Origin of the sequence: Streptomyces sp. NPDC058001, from assembly GCF_042886315.1 — a bacterium.
Taxonomy (GTDB): domain Bacteria; phylum Actinomycetota; class Actinomycetes; order Streptomycetales; family Streptomycetaceae; genus Streptomyces.
The window spans coordinates 325804-345519 of the sequence record NZ_JBHVQT010000001.1 but is presented as its reverse complement, the minus strand read 5'-3'; the positions used below and the strand labels follow the sequence as shown (position 1 = coordinate 345519).

Below are 19716 nucleotides of genomic sequence, written 5' to 3'. Positions count from 1 at the left end.
GCACAACCCAAGTACCGGGTCACTTCTCAGTAGACGGCAACGAAGATCCGTCCAGCACCAGATCAAGCAACGGCACGGAACCCTTGGCAGCGTCGGAGACCTTTGGCTTGCGAAGTCGCCACGCCCGCACGGCAAGTGCGACCGGCACCCCGACCACGGCGACCCACCCGACGGCGGCCCCACCCACCGCCCACCACACCGGCCCGAACCGGGCCAACGCGTCAACCCCGAGCGCACCCCCGGCCCCCGCCCCCAACACCCCGACCCCCGCACCGCACAGAACCGAACCCCCCAGCACACACAGCACGGTCCGCCGCCACCCCCACGCGGCATCCCGTTCCCCGAACGCCGGCGCCCCCGCCTCCACCACGAACCACGCGACGACGACCCCGGCGACGACCGGCACCCCCAACGCGGCCCAGGTCCAAGGCGATCCCGCCCCCGCGTCAGGCACCGCCGCCAGCAGCGGAAACGGCGGCAACGAGGGCCCCGACGCCGCCCCGAGCGGCCCCACGACATGCCCCGTACCGAGCAGAAACCCCGGCCCGAGCGCGTAAGAGGCGCCCCAGACGGCCGCGTTGGGCACCATCGCCAGGGCGAGCAGCAGCACAGCGAACCGCCCCGACCATCCCTCGGTGAGCGCGAGGAACCCGCCCCGCGTCGCGTCCCCGTGCACCACGAGTGACACCGCGACGAGCAGCGCCCCGCCGCCGACCAGGGTGAGCACCCCGGCACTCGCGGCCCGCACCGCGGCCGACGCCCAGCGCCGCGCCGCTGCCGCCGCCGGTCCCTCGCCGGCGATCCGGCCGACCGGTTCGGGCAGTGCCGTGACCCACTTCCGTACCCTCGGCGGCAGCGGTACCCGGGAGCGGCCGTGCGCCGCCCACACCCCGGAGGCCGCACCGACCGCGGCGAGCAAGGGCAGTTGGACGAGGACGCTCATCCAGGAGGGCCGCAGCACACCGCCGGTGGCGTAGAGCGCGGCGGCCCCGCCGACCAGCAGATACCCGGCGACGACACCCCACCACGCGGTCCACGGGGGCGCCCCGGGCCGTTCCCCCGCACCCTTGCCCTCGCTCCCGCCGTCCTCGCCGGAGCCGGAGCCGGAGCCGGGGTCGGGATCGGGGTCCGCCGCGTCCCGGGCCGCACGGTGCACCAGCCACGCGGGCAGCAGCAGGAGCATCAGCGGGGCGACGCCGAGCGGGGCCGGCGCACCGGAGAGCGTGTCCGTGCGAACGAGGTCCACGCCGTGCGCGAGCAGCCACAGGGCCGCCGCCACATGCAGCGCCCCGTCCGGACCGCTGTCCGGATACGGCGAGCTGATCCACAGCACCATCACCAGGACGGCGAACGAGCCGAGCCCGAGCCCGGCGGCCACGGCACCGCCCAGGAGACAGTCGGCGAGGCCCGGGGAACGGTCCCGTACCCGGGTCAGGAGCGGTGGCGATGAAGGGCTGCGCTGGGTCATCTGGGTCACCCGGCCATGCTCCCAACGACACGCGCTTTCTCCGCGTAACAGGCGATTGCTGGATGTGTCGCTCAAGATACGTTTATGTACCTTTCTGCCTTGGGGGACGGCCTCACATGACCCAACCCGATGCCACCCCGCTGCCGTCCCCCAAGGAGCGCCGCAGACTCCGCGAGGCGCGATCGCTGAGCCAGGCGCAGATCGCCGAAGCGATCGGCGTCAGCCGTCGGACGGTGCGCTCGTGGGAGACCGGGCGCAAGGACCCGCGCGGACGCGAGCGCGAGGCGTACACGCGACTGCTGGCGGATGCCGACACCGATACCCCGGCGAGTCCCGCACCGTTGTCCACCCCCGCGTCGGCGTCCGATCACGTGTCGGAGCGGGAACGCGTCGGCACCCTGGTCGGCGCGGGCGCCGTTCCCGTACGCGCGGACGCGGGCGCGGACGCGTCGGCCACCGCGTCCGACGCCGGCGATGGTGCGGGCGACGGTGACGGGGCGGCCGGGGACGACGACGCCCCGCTCACCGCGTTCCCCTCCGCCGACGACCTGACGCCCGCGCAGGCGTTCGACGCGCTGTACGCGTTCACGGCACCCGCCCTCGTACGGCAGACGTATCTGCTCACCGGGCGGCGGACGCTCGCACAGGAGGCCGTGGAGCGGGCGTTCCACATGGCGTGGCAGCGCTGGCCCGAGGTCGCGGTCGACCGGGACCCGGCCGGCTGGGTACGGGCGGCGGCGTACGAGTACGCGATGTCGCCGTGGCACCGCTTCCGCCCGGGTTTCCGGCAGCCGGAGGCGCCCCCGGGGCTGCCCGAGGACCGCGCCCTGCTCGCCGCGCTGCTGAAGCTGCCGCGCGCGTACCGCCGCACGCTGCTGCTCTACGACGGCGTCGGCCTTGGCCTGCCGGAGACCGCCGCCGAGACGGAGGCCAGCACTCCGGCGGCGGCGAACCGGCTGCTGCACGCCCGTCAGGCGGTCTCCGTGCGGCTGCCGTCGCTCGCCGACCCGGCCGCGCTGCACGACGGACTCGAACAGCTCGCGCGCGGCGAGAAGCTGGAGCCGCCGCGCGTCGCGCAGGTCCGCAGCGGCTGCGAACGGCGTACGAAGTTCTGGACGCGGTCCGCCATCGCGTTCACCGTGCTGATCCTGGCCGCGACGGCCCTGACCCTGCGGTACGCGCCCGACCACTACGACCCGCCGCAGGCGCCCGGCGAGACGGTGCGCGGGGTGCCGCCGCGGATGGGTCCCGGGCCGCTGTCCCGCGAGGCCAAGACGCTGCACGGCAAGCTGATGACCAGCGAGGGAAGGGGCCCGAACCGGATCCGGCCGCAGCCCTGGTGATCCGTACCCGGGTGATGTGTACCGGGAGCGCCGGTGGGCCCGCACCCCAGGAAGGGGTACGGGCCCACCGGCGTCGCCTCGCGTGTTACTTGTCGCCTCGCGTGCTACTTGAGGAGTTCGCGGGCCAGCTGCGCGGTCTCGGTCGGGGTCTTGCCGACCTTCACACCGGCGGCCTCCAGGGCCTCCTTCTTCGCCTGCGCCGTACCGGACGAGCCCGACACGATGGCACCGGCGTGACCCATGGTCTTGCCCTCGGGCGCGGTGAAGCCCGCCACATAGCCGACGACCGGCTTGGTGACGTTGGCCTTGATGAAGTCGGCCGCCCGCTCCTCGGCGTCGCCGCCGATCTCACCGATCATCACGATCAGGTCGGTGTCGGGGTCGTCCTGGAACGCGGCGAGCGCGTCGATGTGCGTGGTCCCGATGACCGGGTCGCCACCGATGCCCACGGCCGACGAGAAGCCGATGTCCCGCAGCTCGTACATCATCTGGTACGTCAGCGTGCCGGACTTCGAGACCAGGCCGATACGGCCCGGCTTCGTGATGTCGCCCGGGATGATGCCGGCGTTGGACTGGCCCGGGGTGATGAGACCGGGGCAGTTGGGGCCGATGATGCGGGTTTTGTTGCCCTTGGCCTTCGCGTGCGCCCAGAAGGCGGCGGAGTCGTGGACGGCGATGCCCTCGGTGATCACGACGGCGAGCGGGATCTCGGCGTCGATGGCCTCGACGACGGCGGCCTTGGCGAAGGCCGGCGGCACGAAGAGGACCGAGACGTCGGCGCCGGTCTTCGCGATCGCCTCGGCGACCGTGCCGAAGACGGGTACGTCGGTGCCGTCGAAGTCGACGGACGTGCCCGCCTTGCGGGGGTTCACGCCGCCGACGATGGTGGTGCCGTCACCGAGCATGAGCTTGGTGTGCTTCATGCCGGTGGCACCGGTCATGCCCTGGACGATGACCTTGCTGTCCTTGGTGAGGAAGATAGCCATGGCTGTGGAGTCCCTCGTCCCTTACTTGGCCGCGGCCAGCTCGGCGGCCTTGTCGGCCGCGCCGTCCATGGTGTCCACGCGCTGCACGAGCGGGTGGTTGGCGTCGGACAGGATCTTGCGACCCAGCTCCGCGTTGTTGCCGTCGAGGCGCACGACGAGCGGCTTGGTGACCGCCTCGCCCTTGTCCTGGAGCAGCTGAAGGGCCTGGACGATGCCGTTGGCGACCTCGTCACAGGCGGTGATACCGCCGAAGACGTTGACGAACACCGACTTGACGTCCGGGTCGCCGAGGATGATCTCCAGGCCGTTGGCCATGACCTGCGCCGAGGCGCCGCCGCCGATGTCGAGGAAGTTGGCGGGCTTGACCCCGCCGTGGGCCTCACCGGCGTACGCGACGACGTCCAGGGTGCTCATGACGAGCCCGGCGCCGTTGCCGATGATGCCGACCTCGCCGTCGAGCTTCACGTAGTTGAGGTTCTTCGCCTTGGCGGCGGCCTCCAGCGGGTCGGCCGCGGCCTTGTCCTCCAGGGCCTCGTGCTCCGGCTGGCGGAAGTCGGCGTTCTCGTCGAGGGAGACCTTGCCGTCGAGGGCGATGACCCGGCCGTCGGCGACCTTGGCCAGCGGGTTCACCTCGATGAGGAGGGCGTCCTCGGCGATGAAGGTGGCCCAGAGGGTGACGAGGATCTCGGCCACCTGCTCGGCGACCTCGGCCGGGAACTTCGCCTGGGCGACGATCGCGCGGGCCTTCTCGATGTCGACGCCCTCGTTGGCGTCGACCGGGACCTTCGCGAGGGCCTCGGGGGTCTTCTCGGCGACCTCCTCGATGTCCATGCCGCCCTGCACGGACGCCATGGCCAGGAAGGTCCGGTTGGTCCGGTCGAGGAGGTACGAGACGTAGTACTCCTCGTCGATGTCGGGCGCGGTCTCGGCGATCATCACCTTGTGGACCGTGTGGCCCTTGATGTCCATCCCGAGGATGTCGGTCGCGCGGGCGACGGCCTCGTCCGGGGTGGCGGCCAGCTTGACGCCGCCCGCCTTGCCCCGGCCGCCGACCTTCACCTGCGCCTTGACGACCGACTTGCCGCCCAGTCGTTCGGTGGCCTCGCGCGCCGCCTCAGGCGTGTCGATGACTTCACCGGCCAGCACCGGTACACCGTGCTTGGCGAAGAGGTCCCTCGCCTGGTACTCGAACAGGTCCACGCGCGTCCGTCCCTATCGTGATCTCGCGGTTCGTTGTCTGCGTGGGCGTGCCGCGATCGGCAACGTGACTCCGCTGTCACAAGGGAGGCGTACACGGTGACCGGCACGCGGCATGTCCGTCTCGCAGGTTATCGCCGCGGGCCCGGCGACCCTAAATCACGGGTGGCACGGGAGCGGTGATAACAGTCACAAACCCACCGTGCCCTGGCGGGCAGCCCAACCAGAACACTCCCGCACCCGGAACGAACCCCTGGCGGGGAGCTTGCCCCGGGGTACCCCGGAACCCCGGAGGGACCCCCTGGCGGTGAGCTTGACAGGGCTGCCCCCGCACCCCTGAGGGAGACCCTGGCGGGGAACTTCACCGGTGGCCCGGGGCGGGCCCCTGGCGGGGAACGTGACGGGGGTGCCTGTGTGCCCCGGGCGGGCCCCCGGGCGGGGAAGCCTCACCGGTAGACCCGGAACGGACCCCTGGCGGTCTGTCCCGCGGGCTCTCCGTGTCCCGGACGGACCCCTGGGCGGGGAGCCCCACCCGGCGCTCCGGGCGGCACCCTGACGGGGCGCTTGGCCGGGTGCCCCCGTGGCCCTGAGGGCTCCCCGGCGGGAGGCACGACCCGAAGAGCTTTGTGCCCCGGACGGACCCCCTGAGCTGGGAGGGCGTCCACCCAGCGGGGAGCTTCACCGGTGGCCCGGGGCGGAACCCTGGCGGGGAGCCTGACGGGGGTGCCCATGTGCCCCGGACGGGCCCCAGCGCGGGGAGCCCCACCAGCGCACCGGGCGAACCCCCGGCGGGGAGCCGCCCTCCGGGGTACCCCCGCACCCCAGAGGGATCCCCTGGCCGAGAGCTTGACCGGGGTGCCCCCGCGCCCCTGAGGGACCCCCCCTGGCCGGGAGTTTCACCGGTGGCCCGGGACGGACCCCCCGGCGGAGCTTCACTCGGGGGTTCTCCCTGCCCCGGACGGACCCCCGGCCAGGGAGGGGCACCGGCGATCCGGCGACGGTTCCGGCGGACGGGCTGGGCGTGAGCAGGGGTGTCGGGGCGGCTGGGGGCGGTGATCAGCGCCTCGTACCTACCCACCTCGGCAGCCCCGGCAGGGGCTGTCAGCGGCCTCTGGAGCCGTCGGTCTGTTCGCGGAGGATGTCCGCGTGGCCTGCGTGGCGGGCGGTTTCTTCGATCATGTGGGTCAGGACCCATCGCATGGAGGGTGCCGACCCCCGGCGCGGGGCGCGTGGGGCGGGAAGGGTCAGGTCCGGGCAGGCGTCGATGACCTGGTTCGCCCGGTCGACCGTCGTCCGGTAGTCGGCGAGTACGCCGTCGACGGTGTCGGTCGCGGTCGGCCGCATCGTCGTACGCCAGTCGCCGGGTTCCTCGCCGAGGAAGTAGAACCGTTCGACGAACGCCAGATGCTTGAGCAGCCCCAGCAGGTTCGTGCCCGAGGGCACTCCGCCCGTGCGGACCTGCGGTTCCGACACTCCCGTGACCTTGTCCGCGATCGCGTTCCGCAGATAGTCCAGGAAGCCCCGCAGAGTCGCCTTCTCGTCCGCGCCGGTCTGCGGCGGCCCGGTGTCCCGCACACGATTTCCTCGCATCGATTCGCTCCGTTCAGGCGGTCATACGGCTGTTCGCTGGACCAGCAGGACGTTGTCGATGACCGTGGCGGTCTCGCCGGTGGGTCCGGTGGCCCGGCGGTGGGGCATGTCGGCGCGCAGGACGGACCAGTGCGCGGGGTCGAGATCGAGTTCGGCCGCGACCTCGGTGGGCGTGGGGTAGTGGATGTCGGGGTCCTGGTCCCATGACCAGGGCGCGGTGGAACCGTGATCGACGATCAGCAGGAGCCCGCCGCGCCGCAGGGCCCCCGCGGCCGTACGCAGGACTCGGCCACGGAGCAGTGGGAACGGCGTCTGGAAGTACTGCGCGGAGATGAGATCGAACTCGCCGGCCGGGAAGCTGTCGGCCAGATCGTGCCGTTCTGTGACGACCCGGTCCGCGAGGCCGAGTTCGCCGGCGCGTTCCCGTACCCGTTCGACGGCTGTGGTGGAGATGTCCACGGCGGTGACGTGCCAACCCTGTTGCGCGAGCCACAGGGTGTCGCCGCCGGTGCCGCAGCCCAGATCCAGGGCGGCACCGGGCCGCAGCGGTGCGGCGGTCTCGGCGAGCAGCGGATTGACGCGTGCGTCCCAGGCGCGCCGGGTGCGGTAGTGCTGCTCCCAGAACTGCTCCGCGTCCGCGGCGGCCGGTCGTCGGCCTCGGGTGGAATCCATCTGAGCTGCCCCTTCGTCGGTCGCCGTGCCTCGTCGCCGGTGATGTACCGACAGCATCGCCACCGCCGTTTCACCCTTGCAAGAAAAGTTGCGGATCCGCATGATCGAGGCCATGGGCAACCCCACGGACAACCGCACCGGCATTCCCACCGGCAACCCCACGGACAATCCCGCAGGAGACGTGCTGGCCGGCGTCGGGCCCCGTCTGCGCTCCCTGCGCCGCGCACGGAGCGCCACGCTGGCGGCGCTGGCAGCCGAAACCGGCCTCACCGCCAGCACCCTGTCCCGTCTTGAGAACGGCAAGCTCCGCCCCACGCTGGAACAGCTACTGCCCCTGGCCCGCGCGCACGGCGTCCCGCTCGACGACCTCGTCGCAGCGCCACCCACCGGCGACCCCCGCGTCCATCTGCGGCCGGTACGGCGATCCGGCCTGGTGATGGTGCCGCTGACCACACGGGCCGGCGGTATTCAGGCGTACAAGGTGATCTATCCGCCCGCCGGCCGATCACCCTCGATGAAGCTCCGGACCCATGAGGGATACGAGTGGTTCTACGTCCTCGACGGACACGTCAGGTTCGTGCTCGGCGAGCGGGAGTTCCAGCTCGGCGTCGGCGAGGCCGCCGAGTTCGACACCCGCGTACCGCACTGGATCGGCAGCGCCGACAGCCGGCCCGCGGAGCTGCTCGCCCTGTTCGGCGCACAGGGCGAGCGCGCCCATCTGGAACCGTCCGGGCACTGACCGTCCCGGGGAACCTCGACCACGAGCCGACCAGGTTTCCCGGCCAGGTTCCCCGGTCGCGCCGGGTCAGGTCAGCGTGGGGTGTCCGGGTCCGGTATCGGCAGGGGACGGCGTTCTATCGCCGCTGCCATGACCTCCGGGAACAGATCCGGTGTGCAGGCGAACGCCGGGGCGTCCAGGGCAGCGAGGGCCGCCGCGTGCTCCCGGTCGTACGCCGGCGCCCCCTCGTCCGACAGCGCGAGCAGCGTCACGAACTGCACCCCGGACGCCTTCATCGCGGCCACCCGCTTCAGCATCTCGTCCCGTATCCCCCCTTCGTACAGGTCCGAGATGAGGACCACGACCGTGTCCGCGGGGCGGGTGATCTGGGACTGGCAGTACGCCAGGGCGCGGTTGATGTCCGTGCCGCCGCCGAGCTGGGTGCCGAAGAGGACGTCGACCGGGTCGTCCAGCTGGTCGGTGAGGTCGACCACGGCCGTGTCGAAGACGACGAGCCGGGTCGAGATCGACCGCATCGACGCCAGCACGGCCCCGAACACCGACGCGTACACGACCGACGCCGCCATCGAACCCGACTGGTCGATGCAGAGGATCACGTCCTTCTTCACCGACTGCGACGCCCTGCCGTACCCGATCAGCCGTTCCGGGACGACCGTCCGGTGCTCTGGGAGATAGTTCTTCAGGTTGGCCGCGATGGTGCGGTTCCAGTCGATGTCGCGGTGGCGCGGCCGGTTGATCCGGGCGCTGCGGTCCAGGGCGCCGGTCAGGGTGGCCCGGGTCCGGGTCGCGAGCCGCTTCTCCAGGTCGTCGACCACCTTGCGGACGACGGCCCGCGCGGTCTCCTTCGTCGTCTCCGGCATCGCCTTGTTGAGCGAGAGCAGGGTGCCCACGAGGTGTACGTCCGCCTCGACGGCCTCCAGCATCTCCGGCTCCAGGAGCAGCGCGGAAAGACCGAGCCGGTCGATCGCGTCCCGCTGCATGACCTGGACGACGGAGGACGGGAAGTAGGTACGGATGTCGCCGAGCCAGCGCGCCACCGAGGGCGCCGAGGCGCCGAGCCCCGCCGACCGGTCGCGCCCCCGTCCGGCCCGGTCCCCCTTCCCGTACAGCGCGGTCAACGCCCCGTCCATGGCGCCGTCCTGCCCCTGAAGGCCGTACCCGGTACCGTCCGCCTCGCCGCCGCCCAGGACCAGCCGCCACCGCCGGACCCGCTCATCGGCGACCCGCTCATCGGCCACCCGTCCGTCGGTCACCGGTCCGCCGGCCACCCCCCGCCCGTCACCGTCACGCGTACTCATGCGACCCCTCCCTCGGCTTCTCAAGGTGTTCCTCAAGGCCCAACAGCGCAGCCAGTACCGGCAGTACGGCGTCCGCACGGGGCGCGTCCGGGCGCGGTGCGAAACCGGGGGGCGCGGCGGACCCGGTCGGCGTCACGCGTGCGGTCGCGGCGGGGCCCCGCCTGATCAGTTCGCCCAGGGTGCGCCGTACGCCCGTCTCGTACGCCGAGAAGGTGCGGCGCAGCAGCGGCAGTACGTCCGTGAAGGCGTCCGCCGGGACCCCGCTCAGCCAGCCGTCGACCAGCGCGAGCAGCCGCTCGTCGTGCACCAGGAGCATCCCGCCGCCCGATCCGCCGCCGACGAACCCCTCGATCCACGCCGCCGCTTCGGCCGGTGGCGTCCCTGGTGACAGCGCGAGCCCCATGAGTCGTGCCGCCTCCTCCTCGCTCAACTCGCCGTCGTCCAGCAGCAGACGCGCGCACCGCCCCTGGATGACACCGGGCACGGTGTCCCGCGCGGACAGCACCCGCAGCACCCGGTGCCAGCGGCCCCGTATCCCCTCCGGCCCGGAACCGGCTCCGGCCCCAGCTCCGGCTCCAGCTCCGGCTCCAGCTCGGGAGTCCGTGCCCTCCTTGCCTCCCGACAGCGACTCGGCGAGCAGGCCCACCGCGCCGTGCACCGCGTCGACATGGCCGCGCATCTCCGCCGCCGCGTCCGCGTCCAACCGCGCGCAGGCGGGCGGAAGTCCGACGAAGACCCGCTCCGCGAGGCCCGCCGCGACGCCGGTCAGCGCCCGGGTGTCCGTACCGCGCACGTCTCCGTACCGCAGGGAGCGGACCAGGGCGGGGAGCGCCTGCGCGAGGTGGCCGACCTCGGTGGACAGGGCCGCGCGGTCGGCGAGGATCCGCATCACCACCGGGAGGGCGTCGGTGAGTTCGGCGAGGAGGCACCGCTCGGCGAGGCCCGTCACCTCGGCGAGTGCCCGCGCGCCGGCCGCGTCCGCCTCGGCCTTCGCGGTCGCCGCGGCGAGCACGGTGGTGCCCCACACACCGGCCTCGGCGACCCGCACGGACAGCTCCGGCTCCCACCGCACCCGCCAGGTCTCGCGGAACGTACCGGTACTCCCCCGGGCCGAGCGTGCCGGCTCGCCCCAGTCGACGCCGAGCAGCCGCAGCCGGTGCAGCAGCCTGCCGCGCGCGGCGTCGGTGTCCTTGCGCAGATCCAGCTCGACCTCACGCTCCAGGGCCTCCGGCTTGAACCGGAGTGTCCGCTGCAACCGGGTGAGATCCCGCTGCAACGGCACCGCCGGCGCCGACTCCGGCACGTCCCCGAGCACATCACCGACGACCAGCCGGTCCCGTACGAGAGCGAGCGGTACGTCCGATCCGTCGCACATCACCGCCCGTACGGCGTCGGTCGTCTCGGTGAGTCCGGGCAGCGGGCGCCCGCGCATCGCGGCTAGTGACCCGGCGAGCCGGACCGCCTCGATGACATGCGCCGACGACACGATCCGGTCCTCCTCGCGGAAGAGTCCGGCGACCTTCGTCATCCACCGCTCTACGGGACGGTCCACGGCGTGGAAAAGGTGTCCGTACCACCCGGGGGACTCGATGCCCGCGCCGTACCCGCTCGCGCGGGACAGGCGGCGGTGGGTCCACGGCACCCAGGTCATGTCGGCCTTGGCCTTGGGCAGGCCCTTGAGCAGGGCCCGGTCGGCCGTCACGGTGGTCCGGCGCCGCAGCGCGGGCACATGCCAGGCACCGCAGACCACAGCGATGTCGTCCCCGAACTCCCGCTGTGCGGCGCGCAGTTGGAGCCGCATATGGGCTTCGCGTACGAGATCACGGTCGTGGCCCCCGTCGCCGTATGTCTCGCGGAGCGCCTCCATCGCCTCGCCCAGCGCGTCGAACGGCGCGAACACGTCGCCCGCCGTGGCGCGGTGCTCGATCACGTCCTCCCACCAGCGCTCCGGATCGTCGTACCCGGCGGTCTCCGCCAGGACGGCCAGCGGGTCGATCCGCAGCCGCCGCGACGCCTCTTCGGGGTCGTCGCCCCCGGTGTCCTGAGGGTCGGTGTCGTTCGGGGCGCCGTCCTGTGGGGCGGTGTCGTGTGGGGCGCCGTCCCGCTCGGCCGTGTCGCGCTGCCAGGCCAGGGTGTGCGCCGCCGGAATGTCGATGAACCGCGCCGGTACGCCCTGGCGCAGGGCCCAGCGGAGCGCCACCCACTCCGGCGAGAACGCGGCGAAGGGCCAGAACGCGGACCGGCCCGGCTCGTCCACGACATGGGCGAGCAGCGCGACGGGCGGTCGCATCTCCGGGTCCGCGACCAACGGAATCAACGCGTCCGCCTCCGGTGGGCCCTCGATCAGGACCACGCGGGGCGCGGCGGCGTCCAGCGCGGCGGCCACCGCCCGCGCCGAGCCCGGTCCGTGGTGCCGCACGCCGAGCAGCAACGGCCCGCGGCGCGCGGTCTCCTTCGGCGTCACGCGCTCACCTCCCGGCACGCGCGGTAGAAGTCCTTCCACCCGTCGCGCTCACGGACGACGGCCTCCAGATACTCCTGCCAGACCACCCGGTCGGCCGCCGGGTCCCGGACGACGGCACCCAGGATGCCGGCGGCGACATCGCCGGGCCGCAGCACCCCGTCGCCGAAGTGTGCGGCGAGGGCCAGGCCGCTGGTGACGACCGAGATCGCCTCGGCCGTGGACAGGGTGCCGCTCGGGGACTTGATCTTCGTACGGCCGTCGGTCGTGACGCCGTCGCGCAGTTCGCGGAAGACCGTGACGACGCGCCGGATCTCCTCGATGCCCTCGGGCACGGCCGGCAGGTCCAGGGAGCGGCCGATCTGGTCGACGCGGCGGGACACGATCTCCACCTCGGCGTCGGCGCTCTCCGGGAGCGGCAGCACCACCGTGTTGAAGCGGCGGCGCAGGGCGCTCGACAGGTCGTTCACCCCCCGGTCGCGGTCATTGGCCGTGGCGATCAGGTTGAACCCGCGCACGGCCTGTGCCTCAGAGCCCAACTCCGGGATGGGCAGGGTCTTTTCGGACAGGATCGTGATCAGGCTGTCCTGTACGTCCGCCGGGATACGGGTCAGTTCCTCGACGCGCGCCGTCATTCCCTCGGCCATCGCCCGCATCACGGGACTCGGCACCAGCGCGGCCCGGCTCGGGCCGTTGGCCAGCAACTCCGCGTAGTTCCAGCCGTACCGGACGGCCTCCTCCGGGGTGCCCGCCGTGCCCTGCACGAGCAGCGTCGAGTCCCCGCTGACGGCCGCCGCGAGGTGCTCGGACACCCAGGTCTTCGCGGTGCCGGGCACCCCGAGCAGCAGCAGCGCCCGGTCGGTCGCGAGCGTGGTGACGGCGACCTCGACGATGCGGCGCGGACCCACGTACTTCGGGGAGATCACCGTGCCGTCCGGCAGTGTGCCGCCGAGGAGATACGTGGCGACCGCCCAGGGTGAGAGGCGCCAGCGGGCCGGCCTCGGGCGGTCGTCCTGGGCGGCCAGCGCGGCGAGTTCACCGGCGAACGCCTCCTCGGCGTGCGGCCTCAGCGCCTCCGCCTCCGCCCCCGTCTCCGCTTCCCGCGCAGGGCTCGTGGTCGGTGCGACGGACGCCGTGGCGGCGTGCGTCGGGTCGATGGACGCCGGGTCGACGGACGTCGGATCGATGGACACGGACATGAGGCTTCCCCCTCCAGCTGAGCCGGTTCTGATCTGGTGTCCACCGTGCACCACGCCACTGACAATCCGGCCTGACCTGTGCAAACGCCGACGCGACGGCCGATTGTCAGTGGGGGGATCTACCTTCGAAGCATGACTCAGCAGGGGGTGCGCTGGACGGCGGATCAGGTGCTGGCACTGGCTCCTGACCCCGCGTCACGCAAAGCGGGAAGCAGGCTCGGCGGTGCCGGGCCGTGGTCGGACGCGGGCTGTTCGGGAGAGGGGGCGGTGTGGGGCCTGTGCAAGGGCAGCGGGAGCAGGCCGTATCAGACGGTGGTGGACATCGCGGATGTCACGGGCCCGGCGTACAAGTGCAGTTGTCCGAGCCGGAAGTTCCCGTGCAAGCACGCGCTCGGGCTGCTGCTGCTCTGGGCGGGCGGGGACGGCGCGGTGCCGGACGGGCCGACTCCGGAGTGGGCCGACGAGTGGGTGGCGGGACGCAGAAAGCGGAGCGAGGAGAAGAAGCAGCCGGCCGCGGCGCCGGCGGCGGGCGCCGATCCGGAGGCGGCGCGGCGGCGCGCGGAAAGACGGGCCGAGCGGGTCACGGCGGGTGCGACCGAGCTGGAGCAGCGGCTCACGGACCTGCTGCGGAGCGGCCTGGCCACGGCGGAGCAGGCGGGGTACGGACTGTGGGAGGAGACGGCGGCCCGCATGGTGGACGCCCAGGCGCCCGGACTGGCCGCGCGGGTGCGGGAGTTGGGGGCGATACCGGGATCGGGGCCCGGCTGGCCGGTGCGGTTGCTTGAGGAGTGCGCGCTGCTCCATCTCCTCGACCAGGGGTGGTTGCGGCGGGACGCGCTGCCGGGCGGCCTGGCGGCGACGGTCCGCTCCCGGGTCGGCCTGCCCGCGTCTGCGGACGGGCCGCCGCTGCGGGACCGTTGGCTGGTTCTCGCCCAGTACGACACGGCGGACGGCCATCTGACGACCCGCCGGATATGGCTGTACGGGACGGAGTCGGGGCGTACGGCGCTGCTGCTGTCGTTCGGGGCGGCGGGCAGGGCCCCCGCGCTGGCCCTGCCGGTGGGGCTCGCGCTGGACGCCGAGCTGTCCGCGTATCCCGGTGCCGGGCAGCCGCGGGCCGATCTGCGGGAGCAGTTCGCGGCGCCGGTGCCGTCGACGGCGCGCCCGCCCGGGACGAGTACGGAGGGGGCGGCGGCGCGGTACGGGGAGGCGCTGCGCGACGACCCGTGGCTGGACGCCTGGCCGGTCACGCTGGCCCGGGTGGTGCCGACACCGGCGGATGGCACCTGGCAGTTGGCCGAGGCGGACGGGACGACGGCGCTGCCGCTCGCTCCCTCGGCCCTGTCGTCGCCGGGTCTGTGGCGTCTCGTGGCGCTGTCGGGCGGTGCCCCGGTGACGGTGTTCGGGGAGTGCGGTCACCGGGGCTTCACGCCGCTCACGGCCTGGGCGGAGGGGGCGTCGGCGGAGGCGGTAACGCTGACTTAACGGGGCGGCGGAGAAGGTAAGGCGGCGTGAGCGCGTGACGCGTATGCGGATGCGCGCCCTGGAGATGGCCAGGGCGCGGGACCGGCGCCTTGACTGACGGACATGACGGCACACGGCAGGAGAGTGACGAGGACGACGGGCACGGCGGGGCCGACGAGAACGATGAGAACGGCAGGACCGACCACTTCGGAACCGGACGAACGGCGGTGGACGATGCGACGGATACGACGGACACGACGGACCGGAACAGGGACCAACGGCGGCACCACGGGCGACGAGGACACCGGCTGGGGTCGGACCCGACCGGGACCACGCGGTACGCGACGGGCGGAGGCGGCATGACGGGGGCGGAACCGGCGAGGGACATCGCCACGGACATGGGGCTGGGGGGACCTGCGGCGGTGGGCACGATGGCTGAACTGACGGACGCCTCCTGGGACGAGCTGGTGACGGCGGCGTTGCTCGGGACCGAGCGGCGGCGGCCCGATGTGGCGGTCGAGGGGCGGAGCGCGCCGGCGGCGCTGCTGGACGCGGCGGCCGTCCAGACGGTGCGGCGCAGGGCCGGGTCGCGGCCCGCGCCGGCCGCGCCGCTCCTGGAGCGGGCCGCACCGGATCCGCGGCCCGCGCTGCCGCCCGCCGCCGGGCGACGCCTCGCCCGGCTCCTCGCCGACCGGCACGGCACGGGCGGCGGCAACAGACGCGGGACGGCACCCGATCTGACGGAACTGCTGCCCCAGTGGCTGACCACGGCCAACTCCCTCGGTTACGCGGCCCCGTCGGAGCAGTTGCCCGCGCTGCTCGACGCGGCCCGGGGGCGAACGGATCTGCGTCCGCAGGTACTGGCGTTCGCGGGTGCGCGCGCGCTGTGGCTGGCGCGGCTGAATCCGGACTGGCGGTTCGCACTGCGGGCGACGCCCGGCGGCGGCGCGGCGCTGCCCGCGCCTGACGAGACCGCCGATGTCGAACGGCTATGGCAGGAGGGGCTGTTCGCGGAGCGGATCGCGCTGCTCGGGGCGGTCCGGGCGCGGGACGCGGAGGCCGCGCGGGATCTGCTCGCCACGACCTGGTCGACGGAGCGGGCCGAGGACCGGCTGATGTTCCTGGACTCGTTGCGTACGGGGCTCGGCGCGGCGGACGAGCCGTTCCTGGAGCGGGCGTTGGCGGACCGCAGTCGGAATGTACGGGCGACCGCGGCGGAGTTGCTGTCGGCGCTGCCCGGTTCGGCGCTGGCCGGGCGGATGGCGGAGCGGGCGGCTTCGTGCGTGGCGCTGGACCGTACGCGGGGGGTGCCGACGATCGTGGTGGAGGCGCCGCACGAGTGCGATCCGGGAATGGAGCGGGACGGGGTGGTACCGAAGCCGCCGGCCGGTCGGGGTGAACGGTCGTGGTGGCTGGGTCAGTTGGTGGAGGCGGCGCCGCTCGGGCGGTGGTCGGAACGGTTCGGGGGGCGGACGCCGGAGGAGATGATCGCGCTGCCCGTCACGGACGACTGGCAGGGCGAGGTCCACGCGGCGTGGTGCCGGGCCGCCGTCCGGCAGCGGGACGTGGCGTGGTCGCGGGCCCTGCTCGGGCAGCCCGCCGCGCCCGGGGCCGGGGGGCCGGGGGCCGTGTCGCTGGCGGAACGGGCGAAGCTGCTCGCGGCGCTGCCCGGGGACGAACGGGCCGTGTGGGTCGCCGGGTTCATAGCGGCACACGGTCTGTCGGAGGCGTTCCAGCTGCTCGGCGGCTGCGCGGTGCCCTGGGCCGAGCCGCTCGGAGGGGCGGTGGTCGACGCATTGAACATCGCGCGGGACGCCGGGAGTTACCCGTGGAGCTTCAGTGGCGTGATGGGGCTGGCGGAGCGCTGCCTCGACCCTGTGGCAGCCGACCGCCTGGAGTCACTGACAGGAACCCCGGACGAGCCGGAGGACGCGGCGCCGGGTGCCGGCGGCTATTGGGCAGAGGCGTTCCAACGCCTCCTCACCACGTTGCGGCTACGAGCCGCGATGACCCAAGAACTGACCGCCCCGTAGGGGGCGACCCCCCACCGGGCCGGGGTGGCACCGCCGGGCCCCCGGCGGGGGGCGGGTCGGAGGAGGGAATCCGGCCCTACGGGCCAGCACCGCCCACCGGGCCGGATGGCACCGCCGAACACCCCGGCCGGGGGCGGAGCGCCGCGGCGGCGGAAGGAAGGACACGGCCCTGCGGGCCAGCATCGCCCACTGGGCCGGGATGGCACCGCCGGACACCCCGGCGAGGGCGGCGCGCCGCTGCGGCGGAAGGAGGATCCCGCCCTGCGGGCCAGCACCGCCGGAGGCCGGGCGCCGCAGCGGCGAAAGGAAGAACCCGGCCCAGCGGGTCAACACCGCCCACCAAGCCCAGATGACACCGCCGAACACCCCGGCCGGGGCGATGCACCGCAGCGGCGGAAAGAGAATCCGGCCTTGGCGGCCAACACCGCCGGAGGCTAAGCGCCGCTGCGACGGAACGAAGAGCCTGGCCCTGCGGGCCAGCACCGCCGGAGGCTAAGCGCCGCTGCGGCGAAAGGAAGAACCCGGCCCAGCAGGCCAGCACCACCCACCGGGCCCGGATGGCACCGCCAAACACCCCAGCGAGGGCGGAGCGCCGCAGCGGCGGAAAAGGCGGGTCGTGCCCTGTCACTGGGTCGGCATGTCGAGGCTGTATTCCGTCGGCAGCCGGACTGTCTCACTCGCGGCCGGGCGGGCGACTGGCTGGCCGAGCCGGTCGTCGTTGATCACTGCGGGCCCCGGGCCGCCGCGCATACCCCGGGGCCCGGTTTCGCCCGCGGCGCGTCCCGCTCGAAAAAGCCCCTGTAACCCAGCGCACCAAAGCGCCCAGAAAGCCCCCACGTGCCACCCTCCGGGATTTTCCTGCCACGTGAGCAGGGGGGATTGACTGGCAGGCGGATCGGCCGCCAGGTGGGCGTCTGAGCGGCTTCTTGGCCTAGGTTCGCGTTGGGCTTTCGGTATTCTGGAAACGTCTCGTCGCCTTCCTGGGCGTCGAGATCTGCGGGCCCAGAGGGTCTTCTTTGGTTTGTCCGCGACACGTTTTCCGTCCAGCGATCCGACCGCTCTCGCGCCGTGGTGTGCGGGAGCGCGGTTTGCCGTGCCCGAAAAGAGAGTATTTTGACTACTTCCGGCACTCACGCCGCCTCCGACATCTCCGGCGCCGAGCAGAACGGCCACGTCGGCTCTGCCACGTATGACGCCACCGCGATCACCGTCCTGGACGGGCTGGACGCCGTACGCAAGCGGCCCGGCATGTACATCGGCTCCACGGGCGAGCGGGGTCTGCACCATCTGGTACAGGAGATCGTGGACAACTCCGTCGACGAGGCGCTGGCCGGGGTGGCCGACCGGATCGACGTGACGATCCTGGCGGACGGCGGCGTACGGGTGATCGACAACGGGCGCGGCATCCCGGTCGACATGCATCCAACGAAGAAGAGGCCGGCCGTCGAGGTGGTGCTGACGGTGCTGCACGCGGGCGGCAAGTTCGGGGGCGGCGGGTACGCGGTCTCCGGCGGTCTGCACGGTGTGGGCCTGTCGGTGGTCAACGCACTCTCGACCAGGCTGTCGGCGGAGATCTGGACCGACGGCTACCGGTGGACCCAGGAGTACAAGGATGGGGCGCCGGCCGCGCCGCTGGCCCGGCACGAGGCCACCTCGCGGACGGGCACGTCGCTGACGTTCTGGGCGGACGGCGGCATTTTCGAGACCACCGAGTACTCCTTCGAGACGCTGGCCCGGCGGTTCCAGGAGATGGCCTTCCTCAACCGCGGGTTGACCCTGACCCTCACCGATGAGCGTGCGTCGGCCCGTGCGACGGCCGCGGCCGACGAAACGGGTCCGGACACCGCCGGGGAGCAGGCGGCGAAGACGGTCTCCTACCGCTACGACGGCGGCATCACCGACTTCGTCGCCTACCTCAATGCCCGTAAGGGGGAGCCGGTCCACCCCTCCGTCGTCTCCATCGCCGCCGAGGAGACCGAGCGGCTGCTGTCGGTGGAGGTCGCACTGCAGTGGAACAGCCAGTTCGCCGACAGCGTCTACTCCTACGCCAACACCATCCACACCCACGAGGGCGGCACCCACGAGGAGGGCTTCCGCACGGCGTTGACCACGGTCGTCAACCGGTACGCGCGCGAGAAGAAGCTGCTGCGTGAGAAGGACGGCAACCTCACGGGTGAGGACATTCGCGAGGGTCTGACGGCGATCATCTCGGTCAAGCTGGGGGAGCCGCAGTTCGAGGGCCAGACCAAGACCAAGCTGGGCAACAGCGAGGCCAGGACGTTCGTACTGAAGGTCGTGCACGAGCATCTGACGGACTGGTTCGACAGCAACCCCAACGAGGCGGCGGACATCGTCCGCAAGGCGACGCAGGCTGCCACCGCCCGGCTGGCGGCCCGCAAGGCTCGGGACCTGACCCGCCGCAAGGGCCTGCTGGAGCCAGCGGCCCTGCCGGGCAAGCTGTCCGACTGCCAGTCCAACGATCCGGCGAAGAGCGAGATCTTCATCGTCGAGGGCGACTCCGCCGGCGGCTCGGCCAAGTCCGGCCGCAACCCCCAGTACCAGGCGATCCTTCCCATCCGAGGCAAGATCCTCAACGTCGAGAAGGCCCGTATCGACAAGATCCTGCACAACCAGGAGATCCAGGCGCTGATCTCGGCCTTCGGCACCGGTGTGCACGAGGACTTCGACATCGAGAAGCTCCGTTATCACAAGATCATCCTGATGGCGGACGCCGACGTCGACGGCCAGCACATCAACACCCTGCTGCTGACCTTCCTGTTCCGCTTCATGCGGCCACTGATCGAGCACGGGCACGTCTACCTCTCCCGCCCGCCCCTCTACAAGATCAAGTGGAGCCGGGACCACGTGGAGTACGCCTACTCCGACCGCGAACGCGACGTACTGCTGGAACGGGGCCGGCAGGACGGCCGCCGGGTCAGGGACGACTCCATCCAGCGGTTCAAGGGCCTGGGTGAGATGAACGCCGAGGAGCTGCGCATCACGACCATGGACCAGGAGCACCGCGTACTCGGCCAGGTCACCCTCGATGACGCGGCCGTTGCCGACGCCCTCTTCTCCGTCCTGATGGGTGAGGACGTCGAGGCCCGGCGCTCCTTCATCCAACGCAACGCCAAGGACGTCCGCTTCCTCGACATCTGATCGCGCCCCCTCGCCCTGGCCACGCCCCCTCGCCCTGGCCGCGCGCCTCCTCGCCCAGGCCGCGCGCTCCCTCGCCCAGGCCGCGCCCGCGCCTGGGTGATCCGCCC

The 19716-nt window shown here is 72.7% G+C and carries 13 protein-coding genes; 5 read left to right on the top strand and 8 right to left on the bottom strand.

What is annotated here, in order from left to right:
• Positions 1–19: 19 nt before the first annotated feature.
• Positions 20–1468: a DUF6350 family protein gene (locus tag ACFVT5_RS01610; RefSeq protein WP_389880966.1), complete on the bottom strand. Its 1449-nt coding sequence runs from the start codon at positions 1466–1468 to the stop codon at positions 20–22.
• Between the two features lie 116 nt (positions 1469–1584).
• Between ACFVT5_RS01610 and ACFVT5_RS01605 the strand changes: the two genes are divergently transcribed.
• Complete coding sequence (locus ACFVT5_RS01605) at positions 1585–2811, top strand: sigma factor-like helix-turn-helix DNA-binding protein (protein ID WP_389880261.1); 1227 nt, start codon at positions 1585–1587, stop codon at positions 2809–2811.
• 104 nt (positions 2812–2915) lie between these two features.
• On the opposite strand, the gene sucD is transcribed toward ACFVT5_RS01605, so the two are convergent.
• The 4 genes from sucD to ACFVT5_RS01585 form a co-directional block, all read right to left on the bottom strand.
• Positions 2916–3797 carry a succinate--CoA ligase subunit alpha gene (gene sucD / locus ACFVT5_RS01600; RefSeq protein WP_389880259.1) on the bottom strand — a complete coding sequence of 294 codons (882 nt, stop codon included), beginning with the start codon at positions 3795–3797 and terminating at the stop codon, positions 2916–2918.
• A 21-nt stretch (positions 3798–3818) separates the two neighbouring features.
• Positions 3819–4997 (bottom strand): ADP-forming succinate--CoA ligase subunit beta, encoded by a 1179-nt coding sequence (gene sucC, locus ACFVT5_RS01595; RefSeq protein ID WP_389880258.1) that lies wholly within the window; start codon positions 4995–4997, stop codon positions 3819–3821.
• Between the two features lie 1098 nt (positions 4998–6095).
• Entirely contained in the window at positions 6096–6584 is a 489-nt protein-coding gene (locus tag ACFVT5_RS01590) for a DinB family protein (RefSeq protein ID WP_389880256.1), read from the bottom strand.
• Positions 6585–6605: 21 nt separating this feature from the next.
• Positions 6606–7256 (bottom strand): SAM-dependent methyltransferase, encoded by a 651-nt coding sequence (locus ACFVT5_RS01585; protein ID WP_389880254.1) that lies wholly within the window; start codon positions 7254–7256, stop codon positions 6606–6608.
• 112 nt (positions 7257–7368) lie between these two features.
• Here ACFVT5_RS01585 and ACFVT5_RS01580 point away from each other — a divergent pair, with 112 nt between their 5' ends.
• Positions 7369–7995 (top strand): helix-turn-helix domain-containing protein, encoded by a 627-nt coding sequence (locus ACFVT5_RS01580; protein ID WP_389880252.1) that lies wholly within the window; start codon positions 7369–7371, stop codon positions 7993–7995.
• A 71-nt stretch (positions 7996–8066) separates the two neighbouring features.
• On the opposite strand, the gene ACFVT5_RS01575 is transcribed toward ACFVT5_RS01580, so the two are convergent.
• From ACFVT5_RS01575 to ACFVT5_RS01565, 3 genes are read right to left on the bottom strand one after another with little or no spacing between them, the layout of a single operon-like run.
• The gene (locus ACFVT5_RS01575; protein WP_389880250.1) at positions 8067–9293 is read right to left on the bottom strand and encodes a VWA domain-containing protein; all 1227 of its coding nucleotides are present in this window, start codon (positions 9291–9293) and stop codon (positions 8067–8069) included.
• A complete protein-coding gene (locus tag ACFVT5_RS01570) occupies positions 9280–11757 on the bottom strand; it encodes a DUF5682 family protein (RefSeq protein WP_389880248.1) in 2478 nt (825 codons plus the stop codon). The genes ACFVT5_RS01575 and ACFVT5_RS01570 overlap by 14 nt, the downstream gene beginning before the upstream one ends.
• A complete protein-coding gene (locus ACFVT5_RS01565) occupies positions 11754–12953 on the bottom strand; it encodes an AAA family ATPase (RefSeq protein ID WP_389880246.1) in 1200 nt (399 codons plus the stop codon). The genes ACFVT5_RS01570 and ACFVT5_RS01565 overlap by 4 nt, the downstream gene beginning before the upstream one ends.
• Before the next feature lie 132 nt (positions 12954–13085).
• Between ACFVT5_RS01565 and ACFVT5_RS01560 the strand changes: the two genes are divergently transcribed.
• From ACFVT5_RS01560 to gyrB, 3 genes are all read left to right on the top strand, one after another.
• Positions 13086–14438, top strand: coding sequence for an SWIM zinc finger family protein (locus ACFVT5_RS01560; protein ID WP_389880244.1), 1353 nt, complete (start codon positions 13086–13088; stop codon positions 14436–14438).
• A 410-nt stretch (positions 14439–14848) separates the two neighbouring features.
• Positions 14849–16450, top strand: coding sequence for a DUF5691 domain-containing protein (locus ACFVT5_RS01555; protein ID WP_389880242.1), 1602 nt, complete (start codon positions 14849–14851; stop codon positions 16448–16450).
• A gap of 1113 nt (positions 16451–17563) precedes the next feature.
• Complete coding sequence (gyrB, locus tag ACFVT5_RS01550; protein ID WP_389880240.1) at positions 17564–19609, top strand: DNA topoisomerase (ATP-hydrolyzing) subunit B; 2046 nt, start codon at positions 17564–17566, stop codon at positions 19607–19609.
• Positions 19610–19716: the final 107 nt, after the last annotated feature.

Coding starts and splice junctions, on each gene's coding strand:
- sucD (WP_389880259.1), bottom strand. CDS start 3,797: ATGGCTATCTTCCTCACCAAGGACAGCAAGGTCATCGTCCAGGGCATG.
- ACFVT5_RS01560 (WP_389880244.1), top strand. CDS start 13,086: ATGACTCAGCAGGGGGTGCGCTGGACGGCGGATCAGGTGCTGGCACTG.
- ACFVT5_RS01575 (WP_389880250.1), bottom strand. CDS start 9,293: ATGAGTACGCGTGACGGTGACGGGCGGGGGGTGGCCGGCGGACCGGTG.
- ACFVT5_RS01585 (WP_389880254.1), bottom strand. CDS start 7,256: ATGGATTCCACCCGAGGCCGACGACCGGCCGCCGCGGACGCGGAGCAG.
- ACFVT5_RS01590 (WP_389880256.1), bottom strand. CDS start 6,584: ATGCGAGGAAATCGTGTGCGGGACACCGGGCCGCCGCAGACCGGCGCG.
- ACFVT5_RS01610 (WP_389880966.1), bottom strand. CDS start 1,468: ATGACCCAGCGCAGCCCTTCATCGCCACCGCTCCTGACCCGGGTACGG.
- ACFVT5_RS01555 (WP_389880242.1), top strand. CDS start 14,849: ATGGCTGAACTGACGGACGCCTCCTGGGACGAGCTGGTGACGGCGGCG.
- ACFVT5_RS01605 (WP_389880261.1), top strand. CDS start 1,585: ATGACCCAACCCGATGCCACCCCGCTGCCGTCCCCCAAGGAGCGCCGC.
- ACFVT5_RS01565 (WP_389880246.1), bottom strand. CDS start 12,953: ATGTCCGTGTCCATCGATCCGACGTCCGTCGACCCGGCGTCCATCGAC.
- ACFVT5_RS01580 (WP_389880252.1), top strand. CDS start 7,369: ATGGGCAACCCCACGGACAACCGCACCGGCATTCCCACCGGCAACCCC.